The organism is Gilliamella sp. wkB308, from assembly GCF_001690185.1.
Classification (GTDB): domain Bacteria; phylum Pseudomonadota; class Gammaproteobacteria; order Enterobacterales; family Orbaceae; genus Gilliamella; species Gilliamella apicola_I.
This window is the reverse complement of record NZ_LZGN01000038.1, coordinates 198,620-212,808: the sequence shown is the minus strand read 5'-3', so window position 1 is coordinate 212,808 and position 14,189 is coordinate 198,620. Positions and strand designations below refer to the sequence as shown.

The window sequence follows — 14,189 nt, the reverse complement described above, 5'->3', positions numbered from 1 at the left end:
AACAATCTAAATTGCTTACCATTTCAAAAATTCACAGTATAACGCTAAGAAATCATTAATTTTAATGCCAATACCAGTAAGAACAGCCCAAACAACTTAATCAGTTTATCCACTGAAATTTTTTGCGCTATATGGACTCCCACTTTTGCCATAGGAATACTGGCTAGCATAATGGCTAATACAGCAGGAACATAAACAAAACCAACGCAATATTTTGGTAAGGGCATTACTTGCCAACCAGAAATGATATAACCTATCGTTCCACCTATGGCAACCGGTAGCGTAAAAGCCGCTGATGTGCCGATTGCTTTACGCATACCAATACCGAATTTTTTTAGAAAAGGCACGACTAATACGCCTCCACCTACACCAACTAAAGCAGCAAAAAGACCAATAATCCCGCCCATTGCGATAAAAATACTAGTATTCAACTTTACCACTTCTTTACCGTGATTGTGAGCAACTTGGCGGGTTCTAAAAACAAATTGACTACCAACATAAATCATAAAAATGACAAAAATCCATTTTAACCAAACCCCCGGTATTAAAGGCGTAATGTAGGTTCCTCCGATTGTACCAATAATACAACCTAAAACCATTTTTTTTAAAATAGACCACTCGATATTGTGGTTTTTATTATGCATCCAACTTGAAGACAAACTCGTCCCAATGATTGTCGCTAAAGACGTGGCTATAGCGATATGGTTTGTCCAAACACTATTAAGGGTAAAGTGGTTAAGTGTAAAAATTAGCGCTGGCACAATCAAAGCGCCCCCACCGATACCAAACAGACCAGCTAACAGACCGGCTACCGCCCCAATGCAAAAAAACAGAATAAATTCTAGTATCATAAAGCGTCCTTCTGTTTTAGTGAATAAAATTAAAATCGAGATCATTAATTCAGATCTAAAAGAATATTCCAAATAATCATTTAGTTAAACATCGAAATTGTACGATTTTACAGATTTTATATTTGACAGACCACGCAAGTTTAACATGACAATGTATTCAGTCATGATCAAATAGTGACAGATGACAAAAAATCGCTTATGTTAGTAAACAATCAATGAATAAAATAAATTCTTAAAAATTAAAATGGTAAGGAGTACATCATGAAAGATCGATTAAAATGGGTTGATGAATTTTGTTTTATGGGCGAAACAGCAAGCGGACACGCCTTAATCATGGATGGCGGAATTGAACACGGCGGACGCAATCGTGGTGCTCGTCCAATGGAACTATTACTGCATGGTGCTGCAGGTTGTATGGCTTATGATATTGTTGCTATTTTAAAAACAGCTAAAAAAGATATACGGGATCTGTGGATTGATATTGATAAAACTCAAGCTGATTCTTCTCCTAAAGTTTACACCACAATTAACTTTCATATTGTTGTCACAGGTAAAAATATTGACAACGAAGCCGTCGAAAAAGCCATAAAACTTGCATCCGAAAAATATTGTAGCGCCTCAATTATGTTAGGTAAAACAGCAAAAATGAGCTACACCTATGAAATAAGAGAACACCATTAATCGTATAGATCGAAAAGTTATATATAAATAACAAGTTGATCTTAGCTGTGTAACCATTCATCCATTAACATATTGAATGTATGTTTTGATTTTATATGAGAATGGTTATGCCGCAGTTAACAAAGAGTATGCGATTTCGAGATCTGGTCATTCTCGGATTGCTTTTTATTGGCCCCGCAGCGCCGGTTGGATTATTTGGGGTATTAGATGCAATGAGTGATGGCGCCACGGCGTTAGTGTACATAGTAGCAACATTAGTTATGGGATTTACGGCATATTCTTATGCCAGAATGGCAAATGCGTTACCCCATGCCGGATCGGTTTATGCTTACTGTTCTACGGGAATTCATCCTCATGCTGGTTTTTTAGTTGGCTGGTTATTATTGCTTGATTATTTGTTTATTCCAGCTGTGGCTTATTTATTTAGTGGAATATCTCTTAATGCCCTCATGCCTGATATTCCAGTTTGGTTATGGACGGGTTTAGCAGTTATTGTGACAACAGCACTTAATTTAATAGGGATTAAAAAATCGATTAATATCACTTTAGTCATTTTAATTCTTGAAGTATTAATTTTATTAGCGATTTTAGCTATGGGAATTTGGATATTATTAACAAGTGATATTGAACGAGACTGGTTAAGACCATTTACAGGAGGACAATTATTTACTTGGGAAAAATTATTTACAGCGGTATCCATTGCCGTGTTATCGTATTTAGGTTTTGACGCTATTGCTACTTTTTCTGAAGAAAATCGTGGTGAACGTAATTTAGTTAGTCAAGCTATCCTAACTTGTTTATTCATAGCCGGATTACTGTTTGTTATTCAAATTTATATCGGTTCATTACTCAGTCCCTACTCTCCCGAGTATCTGCAAACGCATACAGAATTACAAGGAAAAGCCTTTTACAATATTGTTAACCAAGAGATAAGTCTATGGCTTGGATTGGCTTTAGGTTTAATGAAAGCAATAGGCGCATCATTTGCTGCCATGGTCGGACAAGCTGCTTCTAGCCGTTTACTATTTAGCATGGGTCGAGATAAACGCCTACCAGCAATGTTTGCGAAAGTCGGTAAGCAAAGCGGTGTACCTACCGTCGCAATTTTATTTGCGGCAATTTTTAATTTAGGCTTGGCAGCGATTGCGGCAATCAGCCCAAAAGGATTGCCAACTTTAATTTCATTTGTTGATATTGGTGCACTCACTGCATTTATTATGTTACACCTTTCAGTGATCGGCTATTTCAAGTTTAAAAGACAGAGTTTAAACCATGGGATTTCTTCCTTTATATCTGATATTTGCTTGCCTATTATCGGTATCTTGGTCTTAATACCGGTATTACTGCATATTGATAATCAAGCCAAAATAGTGGGGATTATATGGTTAACAATAGGCATTGTTGTTCTGATTTTTAATCAAGGAAAATGCCAATTAACGGCATTCACTAAAGCTAATATATAACCTAATCAACTTAAATTTTTATCAACGATGCTATAGTGTATTGAATAATAGAATGGAATATATCAAAATAATCATTAAAGACAGTTAAGGGATTATTACACTATGTTGGCGGAAATATTACGGGGAGCGATGATCTCCGGTAGTCTTATTATTGCTATAGGCGCACAAAATCTATTTGTACTAAAGCAAGGTTTATTAAAAAATCATATATTCTTTGTATCAGCTATCTGTTTTATATGTGATTTTACATTAATGTCAATCGGCATTATGGGAGTCGGAACATTTATTAGTGCCAATCCTATAATTACCAATATTCTTGCCATTTTAGGTGCGCTTTTTTTGATATGGTATGGATTTAATGCATTAAAAAGTGCGATTAAAGGCACAAGTAGTATGCAAATTGAATCTCAAGATACAAAAAACAATAGTTTACTTAAAGTCGTGCTTGCAACTTTAGCAGTAACATTACTTAATCCACACGTTTATTTAGATACCGTTGTTATTGTTGGGGGAATTGCAGGAACGTTAACCAGTGAGCAGAAAATAGCATTTTTAATTGGTGCCGTTTGTGTTTCATTTATCTGGTTTTTTGGTATTGGTTATGGCGCCAGACTTTTAACCCCCTTATTCAAACAAAAAAGAATGTGGGTGATATTAGATTGCTTGGTCGGTTTGGTGATGTTTTATATCGCTTATCGATTAATTATGTATGTTATTCAAGGTATTTAATTGACTTAAATCATTAATATACTATTATTAACCAACAAGATTGTTTCAACACTTGTGATCATTATGATGATTGCAAGTTAAGTTGAAATATTTGCAAATCCCGTCAAATTTTATTAACTAACCTGACTAATCAATTCTCTTTAATCTATGGCATAGTGGCCTTTCATTTTAAACAATGGCTATGTTTGCATTGAAAACTAGCTCTAATGCGTTTTATTACTGAAATATCTGCAAAATTAAAATCTTTAGCTTATTTTGTTGGTTAGATTAGTGGATTGATAATAAATTCAAATGAAAATTTGATCATCATAGAAAATGATGACTCGCTTTTTATATTATGCATATCAAATTCGTTCCAGACGAATTTGTCGAACGCTTGCGTTCTCATCGCTTAGATTTATCTAAATTAATCTTGTTGATTATGTAAAAAAGAAGAAAGAAAGTGGTGGGTCGTGAGCGATTCGAACGCTCGACAAACGGATTAAAAGTCCGCTGCTCTACCGACTGAGCTAACAACCCATATAAGAAAACTAAAAGTGGTGGGTGATACCGGGTTCGAACCAGTGACCCCCTCCTTGTAAGGGAGGTGCTCTCCCAACTGAGCTAATCACCCCAAATGTTTTATTACTAAAACGTCACGGTAAAGATTGGTGGGTGATACCGGGTTCGAACCAGTGACCCCCTCCTTGTAAGGGAGGTGCTCTCCCAACTGAGCTAATCACCCTTACCGTGTGGATGTGCATTATAAGGCACGTCTTATTTCAGTCAACCTTTTTTTTCATAATTTCGCAAAATTAACTTTGTTCGATTTAATTTTAATCTTATTTTGCGTAATACTTCGCAAAAATCCTTTTTTCTCATTTCTATTTAATCAATCCTTATTATGCTTGGTCACAAGGTAATTTAAAAATCATAAGTGCACAATCGATCATGTTTATCCGAAAATGTCGTATTAAAATATATATTGAACCCCAGTGGTTGAAGTATCAAATTATCTATTTGGTTAACACTCAAAAACCAAAACAAAATGAGACAACTGTTAACTACCCTTATCAAAACTTCAATGATGTTGAACAATTAATTCTTGAGCTGAAAACCCGGATTCCAAAACAATCGGTTTTTGAACTCTATCTAAATGAAAATGATGTCCAAACCAAACAACTCAAACTTCCACCACTCAAATTAGGCTTAGGCGAACTAGCTTTATATGTTGAAGCATCGATTTATAAATTATTTGAACTCACTACTACAAACGTCTGTTATGATTTTATCTATTCTGCTAACAAACCTTATCTTAGCGTGACAATATGTAAACGTGATTATGTCAATGAATGGCTAGATTTATTTAAAAAACACAATTTAAAATTACACTTGATTGGTGGAGTAATTAATGAAGAGATAATCAATTTTTTACCTTGGCGACAAGAAAAACAGAAAAAACAGAAATTTTCGTTACTTGTCACTATGGTGTGCGTAATGGGTATCGCTTGCTGCATAATGGGTTATTTATGGCATCAAACGCAACTTAAGCTCAGCCATTACACCCTATTAAATGCCAAACAGCAACATAGCGAAAAACAGTTAACTCAACAATTAGCAACCTTTATTCCTAAACTGTCGGTTAGCCAACAACAAATCTATCACCTTTTAACACTACTTTCAGAACAATTACCACCTGTTATATGGTTAGAATCATTCCATTATCAACCGCAACAAGTAATGATTTCCGGTTATAGCTTTCGTCATATCGAGATTATCAATTTTAATCAAACTTTATTACGGCACGATAACATCTTAACAAGTCAAATTTATGACATAACCAGACAAGAAAACAATTTGTCATTTAAAATGGAAATCACATTTAATGAAGAGTGATTTTTTTAATCGCCCACTTTGGCAACAATATACTATCGGTTTTGTTACTATCATCACAATGATCATCATTAGCTATCTATTTTTCATTGAGGATATTGCTAATCAAGCCAAACAGCAATTTAAACAGCATCAGATTCAGAGTGAAAAAATAAAACAGCTACAAACTCAAATTGACCGATATCAAACCCAAATGAATAGATCATTCATTTTACTTTCAGAAAAAGATTTTGCTCATGCGATTACACAAAACCAGTTAACTTTACATGCATTCAGATACTATCGAACGGATAATAAAACGATGTGGGATATTGAGCTACATGGACAATTTGCTAATTTTCTAAACTTATTATCGACCTTTAACCACAATAGCTATTATATTGATTTATCTGATTTTAGGATTATTCGACAACATAATTATCTAATCATTTCGTTTACATTATCTTTCGATCAGGAAACAACATGAATCATTATTTATTCTCTAGCTTAATTTTTATCATGATGATTTGCTTTAATGCTGATGCAAATAACCGTTTGGCACGTGATCCATTCAATCAGACTGATTCGATATCGTGTCACGAACAAACAGACCAATTATTAGCACAAATACAAAGATGGCAACTAAAGGGAATCATACAATCACAGGACAATAATTATTATCAAATCTGGTTAACGTCAACACAGCAATGGTTAGCCATAATGAATAATGAAATTCCTCCAATATTATTGCCTTGGCAAATCAAAACGCTAACGAATGAAAACATTGTTTGGCAAGCAAATCTGGCTCAATATTGTCAAGAAAGTATTGTCTGGACGATGCCATTAAACAAGTAATATGAGGGAATTACCGCATGGCTAACATCCAATATTTTTTATTAAAACACCTTAAAAAATGGCAAATTATTATCACTGTTTTATTTCTTATTCAGGTCAATGCGAGTTTAGCAACTAACAGTCAATTATCTAAGGTTAACCATTCGGAACTTATCACGTTAAATTTTTATCAAACGGATATTGGTATTATTTTGCAAGCATTAGCTGATAGTAAACAACTTAATATGATTATGACCGAAGACGTTGCACAAAAACAGACTATTAAGCTTCAAAATGTCGATTGGCATAAAGCATTAATGATTATAATCAATAGCGCTAACTTACAAGCCAAAATTGATGACAATATCTTATTTATTTCAAAAGCAGAAGATCCCGAACAGATTAATCAAAAACAACGATTAGATAAATTATCACTTGAACAGCGTTTACCCTTAAATACTTTACCTATACGTATTCAGCATGCCGATTTAAACACATTATTGGATACCATCCATAAGCAAACGCTATTGTCAGAACGTGGTAAAATTATTGTTGATAAACGGACTAACTCGCTTATCATCACTGATATTCCCCCCAAATTGACAGCGATTAAAAGTCTTATCACATTGTTGGATAAATCAGTACCACAAGTCCATATTTCCGCTCATATTGTCAATATGAGTGATGAAAGTATGTCAGAACTGGGGATTAAATGGGGTTATTTGGGGCAGCCTTCACAGTTAATCAATAAGTTCGATGTAAAATTAGGCGCTGCCAGTTCAACGGCTAATCTGGGCTTTAATCTTGCGAAAATTTCTGGCAGTTTACTCAATTTAGAATTATCTGCACTACAGGCGGAAAATCAACTTGAAATTATTGCCAGTCCTAACTTACTAACCGCCAATCAAAATATGGCTTCAATTAAACAAGGCACTGAAATTCCTTACGAAGTATCAAGCGGTAGCAATGGCTCGACTTCTATTGAATTTAAACAAGCCGTTTTAGGATTAGAAGTAACGCCTAAAATCATTGGGGAAGAAAGGATGATTTTAGATCTCCATATCACCCAAAACACGGCTGGGCAAGCGATTAAACGCAGTGATGGCGGTGAAGCACTCGCTATTGATACGCAAGAAATTAAAACCCAAGTTAAGGTAAAAAGTGGCGAAACAATTGTACTTGGCGGTATTTTTCACCAAATAAATAGCAAAAACGATCATCATGTACCTTATGTTAGCCAACTCCCTATTATCGGTAGTTTATTTAAATACAAAAATAAAAAGCAACAAAAGCGAGAATTAGTCATTTTTATTACACCGCAATTAGTTGAGTAAATGAATACAGAGTTGTATCATACCCTAAATTTTATATTTTACTTTGAGGTCAATAAAGAATTCAAAGTATTGTTTTTTAAATCATTGTGATTTTCACTTTTTACACTAGTAGAGAATATTATGTTTCATGTTGTCGCTTCGGATTTAGATGGCACCTTATTAACGCCTGAACACAGTCTTTCACCTTATACAAAACAAGTTTTGCAAGCATTACGTCAAAAAGGCATTCATTTTATTTTTGCTACAGGGCGACATCATATTGATGTTGCGCAAATGCGTGAAAATATGGAAATTGATGCATTTATGATAACGTCAAATGGCGCCCGAGTTCATGATAGTCATGGAAACTTAATTTTTAGCCAAAATGTCGAACCGACACTCGCCAGTCAAATCGCCCAAGAGTGTACTGACGATCCTTTAGTGTTTACCCATATTTACCGAGGTGATCAGTGGTTAATTAATAAAGAAGATACCTATTCTCTTAGTTTTCATCAAGAAAGCCGCTTTACTTATGAGTTTTTTAATCCTTTTGACTTTGAAACTGATGACATTGCTAAAATCTATTTCACAACAAGTGATGATGCCCTTCATCCACATTTAGTCAAATTAAAAAATCGGCTTGATGAAAAATATGGTGATCAAGTCAGTATTGCCTTTTCATCATTAAATTGCCTTGAAATTATGGGCGCTAATGTGTCCAAAGGCAGTGCGTTAAAAAAAGTGGTCGATAAATTAGGATTAGCGTTAAACGATAGTATTGCATTCGGTGATGGCATGAATGATTATGAAATGTTAAAAATGGTTGGAAAAGGGTGTATAATGCAAAATGCCACACCAGATTTACGACAAAAATTACCTGAATTAGAAGTGATTGGTTCAAATGCTGATGATGCCGTACCGCATTATCTTGATAAACTTTTTTCAATTAATCCCTAAGCATATTATTGATAAAAATGAAAGCAGACAAAGAACTTAACACAACTGGATTACGCTGTCCTGAACCTATAATGATGGTTCGCAAAACGATGAGAGAACTTGCTGTTGGGCAAGTTCTTCTTGTAATTGCTGATGATTTGGCAACAACGCGTGATATTCCCAGCTTTTGCCGGCATATGGATCATGAACTATTAAGTTCACAAATTGAATGCCCACCTTTCTATTACTGGATAAAAAAAATGCATTAAATGCAGGTTAACATGTCGCTAAAGATGGATATGTTTATCAATCAAAATCAAGTTGATATAAATAATATCGAAGTGTTCGCCAATCGTCAGTTGTCAAATTATCGCTCATCAAAAAAAGGGTACAGCGTTGCCCTGTACGCCTTGATTTCAAATTCAAAAAAAGACTATAACGTAGTATTAAGGGTTTTCGCATTAAATGCCATCGCTGATTATTCCAATAAATCTGATTGATATGATGAAATAAAGCTAATTCACCTGTTATTGTTTGAAAATAGCTAAGACTGCGCCACCACTCAACTACCAATAAAAAGATCACCACAAATGTATAAGCGTTAAATGATGTGTCGGCAAATAAAAATAGGCTAGCCATTATTAACAATAAATAAAAACTTGATGAAAAGATGATTTGCAAGTAAGATTGCTTAAGTTTTGTACTCCACATAATGATCATCCAAAAATAATAACGTCTAACTTTCTCATATTTTGCTAGAAATATTTTAGAATTAATCAATAATTGTGAAACAACACGCACATAGAATCGTATACGATAAATCGTTATTTATTAAAATGGTTAACTTCAAAATTACGATAGATACACTAAGATCAAATTTTTAATGTGCAATTGAAAGATGATTGAAAGATTTTTAGAAAGAGTATTTTATTTTGTTGTTCGATTAAATTGAGTGCTCAGTATTGAAAACGAACAAAGGGACTTATCACTTTTTGTCTTATGCAATTTACTATAATTAGTATATACTCATCGACCTAAAAAAAGTTATAAACCTTACAGGAAATAGAGTTTTTTTAATTATTTCCAAATTTACCTTAAATCAATTAGGTAGGAATGATTAGTGATGTTAGTTAGAGTAATAAAGTTTTTTCTCAAATTTTTTGCTGGTTGCTTACTGTGTGGCTTAGTCATCGGTATAGCTGGTTACGCCTATTATTCAAAGGATCTACCAGATGTTGCTACTCTAAAAGATGTGCAATTACAAACACCGTTACAAGTACTCAGTAAAGATGGTGAGTTAATTGCTATTTTTGGTGAACGTCGACGTACGCCTCTTAAATATGATGAAATACCTAAAACGGTTATTAATGCGGTTATTGCAACCGAAGATTCCCGATTTTATGAACACTTTGGTATCGATCCAATTGGAATTGTTCGCGCCATGTATATTGGATTAAAACAAAAAGGATTTTCACAAGGTGGAAGTACCATTACTCAGCAAGTTGCTAAAAACTTCTTTTTAACATCCGAAAAAAGTATTTCTCGAAAAGTAAAAGAAATGATTTTAGCGATCCGCATGGAAAAAGAGCTGTCCAAAGATGATATAATGGCACTTTACTTAAACATGATAAACTTTGGTTCACGAGCTTATGGCGTTGCGGCTGCTTCCTATACCTTTTTTGGTAAAACACCTGATCAATTAACTTTAGATGAAGCTGCTTTATTGGCTGGTCTTCCGAATGCGCCTTCTGCATATAATCCAATTTCGCATCCGAATAAAGCATTGACAAGACGTAACTGGGTATTGGGACGAATGTTAGATCAATCCTACATTACGCAAGCGGAATATGATGAAGCCATAAAAAAACCTCTAAATGTCAGTTATCATTCTCCACAGATCGCCTTTTCTGCTCCTTATATTGCTGAAATGGCACGGCAATTTATGTTTGAAAAATTTGGCGAAAAAGCCTATACGGACGGTTATAAAGTTTATACAACTATCTCAAAACAAGACCAAATTGCCGCAACAGAATCAATACAAAAATCGATCATTGATTACGACAAACGACATGGTTATCGTGGTGCTAATAAAATTTTATGGAAAGAAAATGAAACCGCTTGGGATGACTCAAAAATCCTCGAAACATTAAATAAATACACCTGTTATAGTGGAATTTGCCCAGCCGTTGTGCTGAAGTCTACGGATAAACAAGCATCAATTGTTTTAACTGATAATAGTCATGTTGAGATTTTGTTCGATGGCATGAAATGGGCAAGACCATTTATCAATGATAATAAACAAGGCGCTTATCCACATAAAGTATCAGACGTGCTAAAAGCGGGCCAGCTTATCTGGGTGAGAAAAGTTAACGACTTATGGGAACTGTCTCAACTACCCACTGTCAATGCGGCATTGGTTTCATTGGATTCTGAAAATGGTGCGATAAAAGCAATTGTCGGTGGTTTTGATTTTAATCTCAGTAAATTTAACCGTGCGACACAAGCACTTCGTCAATTAGGCTCAAACATAAAGCCATTTATCTATACTGCAACGTTAGAACATGGCTTAACAATGGCAACACTCCTTAATGATGCGCCAATTGTTCGAACAACAGGCAGCACGACCTGGAAACCCAAAAACTCACCACCGCAATATGCAGGCCCTTTACGTCTACGTATTGGTTTAGGTATGTCTAAAAATGTCATGATGGTACGTGCTTTACGTGCAGTTGGAATCGATTATGCAGCCACTTATTTAGAACGATTTGGCTTTCCTAAAGAAAATATTTCGCATAACGAATCGCTTGCTTTAGGTTCTGCATCATTTACGCCTTTACAAGTAGCAAGAGCGTATTCTGTTATCGTTAATGGCGGCTATTTAATTACCCCTTACCTAATCGAAAAGATTGAATACACGAGTGATAAAAGTATTATCTATCAACATCAACCTGTTATCGCTTGCCACAATTGTCAAGATGATCTCATTATTACTAACTCAACACCTCAAACCAATAATGATGTGGAAAATGCGACCAATGAATCTGGCAGTGAAGAGCCTGAACAAGCGAATCTCAGAGCCGATGATAATATCATTATTCCTGACATTGAAATTAATCATGAAAATAATAATAAGCCTATCACACCAATTTATGCACCGCATACATTAAGTAGTGATATTGCATTTATCATGAAAGATGGATTACGTTCAACGGTATTTGGTGGTTCAGATTGGCAAGGTACGGCATGGCGTGTTAAAGCTTTAGGTCGACGAGATGTAGGCGGTAAAACGGGAACAACCAATGCATCTAAAGATGTTTGGTTTTCTGGATTTGGTGCCAATATCGTCACAACTGTATGGATGGGCTTTGACGATCATCGTCGTGAATTAGGAAAAACCTTCCGTGCTGAAGGCGGTGCCAATACAGCCAATCCAATATGGGTTGACTACATGAAAGAAGCTTTAAAAGATGTGCCTGTTGTTACCGATGTTCAACCGGAAAACGTAATTAGTGTTACAATCGACCAAAAAACAGGATTATTACCACAATCTGGTGCAAACACCATGACAGAATATTTTATTAAAGGCACTGAGCCTACCCGTTATGCAACTAAAGAAGTCGGTACCGAAACAACAGATTCGGACGGTAACATTTCTGAACTATTCTAATTGAGGTATGATAATGAATGGTTCAATCAGAATAATTGGCGGAAAATGGCGAGGACGTAAATTGGCTGTACTTGACAAACAAGGGTTACGTCCGACCACAGATCGCATTAAAGAAACACTGTTTAACTGGCTAATGCCCGTTATTCATGACAGCACCTGTCTGGATTGTTTTTCCGGTAGTGGTTCATTAGGGTTCGAAGCTGCTTCACGCGGGGCTAAAAGCGTTACGTTACTTGAAAAAGACAAGCAAGTTGCAAGCCAACTCAACAAAAATAAACAGCTCATAGCAAGTAACGCTATCGATATCTACCATACAGACACCTTAAATTGGTTGAATAAACCAGCCTCAAAAAAGTTTGATATTGTGTTTATCGATCCCCCCTTTCATCAAGGTCTGGTTGCCGATACGGTAAACTATCTTGAGAAAAATAACTGGCTAAATGCCTCATCCTACCTCTACATTGAGACGGAAATCGATCACAATGTATTAAGTTATATTCCGAATAACTGGCATTTACATCGTGAAAAAACCGCCGGTCAAGTTCATAGTTATTTATTTATACGAGAAGAAATTTGATGTTCATATTATTTGGTAAGATTTTTTATTCTATAGTTTGGCTATTTTTATTCGTCAATTTAATCCACCCCTACCCCACTCCAGCTAACGTTGTTGCCTATGTTGGATTACTTATTTTTGCGCTAACACATGGTTTACAAGCTTGGATTCTATATACAACGATGACCAGCCAAGAAAAGCGAGAGGACAAATTTAAACCACTTAGACTTTTTATTTTTGGTTTTTTTGAATCACTTAGCTGGAAAAATAAAAAATAGTTAAAAAAAAATCTTGCGACCTCAAAAATTTTTTGTATAATGCTCACCACTTCTTACGAAGAATTCCAAAAAGCGGGAATAGCTCAGTTGGTAGAGCGCAACCTTGCCAAGGTTGAGGTCGCGAGTTCGAACCTCGTTTCCCGCTCCAAATATTTATCTTCAAAAATACGATAGCCTATCCAATTTATCTAAATGAAATTTTTATGTCTGTTCTATATTTCCAAGCAAAGACATTAAAATACATTCAAATAGATAACCAATAATCATTTAATTAAGTACATCTTTTCTCAAATTTAGTACTTTGGTAATCATTATCTAATTTAGTCTGATTCCACTGCGTTTTTCGTAAGTTGACCGCTTGAGGTTTTCTATTTTTTGTTTTGTTTTTTTGGTTTTATCTTTTATCAACAGTATATGAGTATAAATCGTTTAAGGAATTTAGGGATTCACTGTGCGAAAGCGAATTTTCCGTTATATACACTAAAAAAATAGTCCCAGTTTGGAGAATTAGAGACTGAATCAAGTCAGATTAACGTTTGCACTTTTAGTTTTGTTGGCTAGGTAAACCGCAGTGTAAAGATACGAAGAAAATTAAGACACATTAAAATCCCAAATTATATGATTTTCAAAAAGCGCCATAAGATAAAAGCTTCATAAACTGATTCGATATAATCAATAATAAAAGAAAATCGAGATCTATCCCATAAACTTAACATATTAAGTTATGGGTTAGAGCACTACTTAATTTATCTGACCGATAGACTAGGCGACAATTTTGATGCCTGAAAGAAAGTATAGTCAAAATCTACAAGATCATGAACGTAAAAAGGATCATTTTTCATAATATCTTTTACCTCTTCAATCGAATCACTCATTACTAAAATTATACCACCCGTTTTATCTTCTAAAAGTCCTGACGCCAAAAACTTGTTTTGAGCGAAATAATTATCTAAAAATACATTATGTTCGTCCAATTTTTCAAGGATTTCTGGCATTGGTTTTTTAAATTTTAAAGCTACAATTATCACTT

General features: G+C 34.8%; 15 protein-coding genes and 4 tRNA genes. 13 read left to right on the top strand and 6 right to left on the bottom strand.

Going from position 1 to position 14,189, the window contains the following annotated elements; genetic code table 11:
• Positions 1 to 44: 44 nt before the first annotated feature.
• The gene (locus A9G10_RS08925) at positions 45 to 851 is read right to left on the bottom strand and encodes a sulfite exporter TauE/SafE family protein (protein WP_065559192.1); all 807 of its coding nucleotides are present in this window, start codon (positions 849 to 851) and stop codon (positions 45 to 47) included.
• A gap of 261 nt (positions 852 to 1,112) precedes the next feature.
• Between A9G10_RS08925 and A9G10_RS08920 the strand changes: the two genes are divergently transcribed.
• The 3 genes from A9G10_RS08920 to A9G10_RS08910 all read left to right on the top strand — a co-directional run bounded on the left by A9G10_RS08920 (position 1,113) and on the right by A9G10_RS08910 (position 3,724).
• Positions 1,113 to 1,532, top strand: a complete 420-nt coding sequence (locus A9G10_RS08920; RefSeq protein ID WP_065559191.1) for an OsmC family protein — start codon at positions 1,113 to 1,115, stop codon at positions 1,530 to 1,532.
• 107 nt (positions 1,533 to 1,639) lie between these two features.
• A complete protein-coding gene (locus tag A9G10_RS08915) occupies positions 1,640 to 2,995 on the top strand; it encodes an APC family permease (RefSeq protein ID WP_218837377.1) in 1,356 nt (451 codons plus the stop codon).
• Between the two features lie 102 nt (positions 2,996 to 3,097).
• On the top strand, positions 3,098 to 3,724 hold the full coding sequence (locus A9G10_RS08910; protein WP_065559189.1) for a LysE/ArgO family amino acid transporter: 627 nt from the start codon (positions 3,098 to 3,100) through the stop codon (positions 3,722 to 3,724).
• A gap of 443 nt (positions 3,725 to 4,167) precedes the next feature.
• On the opposite strand, the gene A9G10_RS08905 is transcribed toward A9G10_RS08910, so the two are convergent.
• The 3 genes from A9G10_RS08905 to A9G10_RS08895 form a co-directional block, all read right to left on the bottom strand.
• Positions 4,168 to 4,243, bottom strand: a tRNA-Lys gene (locus A9G10_RS08905).
• Positions 4,244 to 4,261: 18 nt separating this feature from the next.
• Positions 4,262 to 4,337: transfer RNA gene (locus A9G10_RS08900), tRNA-Val, on the bottom strand.
• Between the two features lie 35 nt (positions 4,338 to 4,372).
• Positions 4,373 to 4,448: transfer RNA gene (locus A9G10_RS08895), tRNA-Val, on the bottom strand.
• 206 nt (positions 4,449 to 4,654) lie between these two features.
• Here A9G10_RS08895 and A9G10_RS08890 point away from each other — a divergent pair.
• The 6 genes from A9G10_RS08890 (at position 4,655) to tusA (ending at position 8,927) form a co-directional block, all read left to right on the top strand.
• Complete coding sequence (locus tag A9G10_RS08890) at positions 4,655 to 5,599, top strand: PilN domain-containing protein (protein ID WP_065559188.1); 945 nt, start codon at positions 4,655 to 4,657, stop codon at positions 5,597 to 5,599.
• A complete protein-coding gene (locus A9G10_RS08885; RefSeq protein ID WP_065559187.1) occupies positions 5,589 to 6,062 on the top strand; it encodes a hypothetical protein in 474 nt (157 codons plus the stop codon). The genes A9G10_RS08890 and A9G10_RS08885 overlap by 11 nt, the downstream gene beginning before the upstream one ends.
• Positions 6,059 to 6,430 carry a hypothetical protein gene (locus A9G10_RS08880; protein ID WP_065559186.1) on the top strand — a complete coding sequence of 124 codons (372 nt, stop codon included), beginning with the start codon at positions 6,059 to 6,061 and terminating at the stop codon, positions 6,428 to 6,430. Before A9G10_RS08885 ends, A9G10_RS08880 begins: the two co-directional genes overlap by 4 nt.
• A 17-nt stretch (positions 6,431 to 6,447) precedes the next feature.
• Positions 6,448 to 7,743: a secretin N-terminal domain-containing protein gene (locus A9G10_RS08875; RefSeq protein ID WP_081299169.1), complete on the top strand. Its 1,296-nt coding sequence runs from the start codon at positions 6,448 to 6,450 to the stop codon at positions 7,741 to 7,743.
• A gap of 120 nt (positions 7,744 to 7,863) precedes the next feature.
• The gene (locus tag A9G10_RS08870) at positions 7,864 to 8,679 is read left to right on the top strand and encodes a Cof-type HAD-IIB family hydrolase (protein WP_065559185.1); all 816 of its coding nucleotides are present in this window, start codon (positions 7,864 to 7,866) and stop codon (positions 8,677 to 8,679) included.
• A gap of 8 nt (positions 8,680 to 8,687) precedes the next feature.
• Positions 8,688 to 8,927 carry a sulfurtransferase TusA gene (gene tusA / locus A9G10_RS08865; protein WP_143425989.1) on the top strand — a complete coding sequence of 80 codons (240 nt, stop codon included), beginning with the start codon at positions 8,688 to 8,690 and terminating at the stop codon, positions 8,925 to 8,927.
• 37 nt (positions 8,928 to 8,964) lie between these two features.
• Here tusA and A9G10_RS08860 read toward each other — a convergent pair whose 3' ends face one another.
• Complete coding sequence (locus A9G10_RS08860; RefSeq protein ID WP_065559183.1) at positions 8,965 to 9,369, bottom strand: protein YgfX; 405 nt, start codon at positions 9,367 to 9,369, stop codon at positions 8,965 to 8,967.
• Between the two features lie 412 nt (positions 9,370 to 9,781).
• Between A9G10_RS08860 and A9G10_RS08855 the strand changes: the two genes are divergently transcribed.
• The 4 genes from A9G10_RS08855 (at position 9,782) to A9G10_RS08840 (ending at position 13,307) form a co-directional block, all read left to right on the top strand.
• On the top strand, positions 9,782 to 12,325 hold the full coding sequence (locus A9G10_RS08855; RefSeq protein WP_065559182.1) for a penicillin-binding protein 1A: 2,544 nt from the start codon (positions 9,782 to 9,784) through the stop codon (positions 12,323 to 12,325).
• Between the two features lie 13 nt (positions 12,326 to 12,338).
• Positions 12,339 to 12,902 (top strand): 16S rRNA (guanine(966)-N(2))-methyltransferase RsmD, encoded by a 564-nt coding sequence (rsmD, locus tag A9G10_RS08850; protein WP_257006733.1) that lies wholly within the window; start codon positions 12,339 to 12,341, stop codon positions 12,900 to 12,902.
• Positions 12,902 to 13,159, top strand: a complete 258-nt coding sequence (locus A9G10_RS08845) for a DUF1145 domain-containing protein (RefSeq protein WP_065559180.1) — start codon at positions 12,902 to 12,904, stop codon at positions 13,157 to 13,159. The genes rsmD and A9G10_RS08845 overlap by 1 nt, the downstream gene beginning before the upstream one ends.
• A 72-nt stretch (positions 13,160 to 13,231) precedes the next feature.
• Positions 13,232 to 13,307 (top strand) — tRNA-Gly (locus A9G10_RS08840).
• A 598-nt stretch (positions 13,308 to 13,905) separates the two neighbouring features.
• On the opposite strand, the gene A9G10_RS08835 is transcribed toward A9G10_RS08840, so the two are convergent.
• On the bottom strand, positions 13,906 to 14,187 hold the full coding sequence (locus A9G10_RS08835; RefSeq protein WP_065559179.1) for a YciI family protein: 282 nt from the start codon (positions 14,185 to 14,187) through the stop codon (positions 13,906 to 13,908).
• Between the last annotated feature and the right edge of the window lie 2 nt (positions 14,188 to 14,189).

What these genes read in the sequence shown, in the direction of transcription:
- A9G10_RS08925 (WP_065559192.1), bottom strand. Translation starts at nt 851, where the DNA reads ATGATACTAGAATTTATTCTGTTTTTTTGCATTGGGGCGGTAGCCGGT.
- A9G10_RS08920 (WP_065559191.1), top strand. Translation starts at nt 1,113, where the DNA reads ATGAAAGATCGATTAAAATGGGTTGATGAATTTTGTTTTATGGGCGAA.
- A9G10_RS08915 (WP_218837377.1), top strand. Translation starts at nt 1,640, where the DNA reads ATGCCGCAGTTAACAAAGAGTATGCGATTTCGAGATCTGGTCATTCTC.
- A9G10_RS08910 (WP_065559189.1), top strand. Translation starts at nt 3,098, where the DNA reads ATGTTGGCGGAAATATTACGGGGAGCGATGATCTCCGGTAGTCTTATT.
- A9G10_RS08890 (WP_065559188.1), top strand. Translation starts at nt 4,655, where the DNA reads ATGTTTATCCGAAAATGTCGTATTAAAATATATATTGAACCCCAGTGG.
- A9G10_RS08885 (WP_065559187.1), top strand. Translation starts at nt 5,589, where the DNA reads ATGAAGAGTGATTTTTTTAATCGCCCACTTTGGCAACAATATACTATC.
- A9G10_RS08880 (WP_065559186.1), top strand. Translation starts at nt 6,059, where the DNA reads ATGAATCATTATTTATTCTCTAGCTTAATTTTTATCATGATGATTTGC.
- A9G10_RS08875 (WP_081299169.1), top strand. Translation starts at nt 6,448, where the DNA reads ATGGCTAACATCCAATATTTTTTATTAAAACACCTTAAAAAATGGCAA.
- A9G10_RS08870 (WP_065559185.1), top strand. Translation starts at nt 7,864, where the DNA reads ATGTTTCATGTTGTCGCTTCGGATTTAGATGGCACCTTATTAACGCCT.
- A9G10_RS08860 (WP_065559183.1), bottom strand. Translation starts at nt 9,369, where the DNA reads ATGTGGAGTACAAAACTTAAGCAATCTTACTTGCAAATCATCTTTTCA.
- A9G10_RS08855 (WP_065559182.1), top strand. Translation starts at nt 9,782, where the DNA reads ATGTTAGTTAGAGTAATAAAGTTTTTTCTCAAATTTTTTGCTGGTTGC.
- rsmD (WP_257006733.1), top strand. Translation starts at nt 12,339, where the DNA reads ATGAATGGTTCAATCAGAATAATTGGCGGAAAATGGCGAGGACGTAAA.
- A9G10_RS08845 (WP_065559180.1), top strand. Translation starts at nt 12,902, where the DNA reads ATGTTCATATTATTTGGTAAGATTTTTTATTCTATAGTTTGGCTATTT.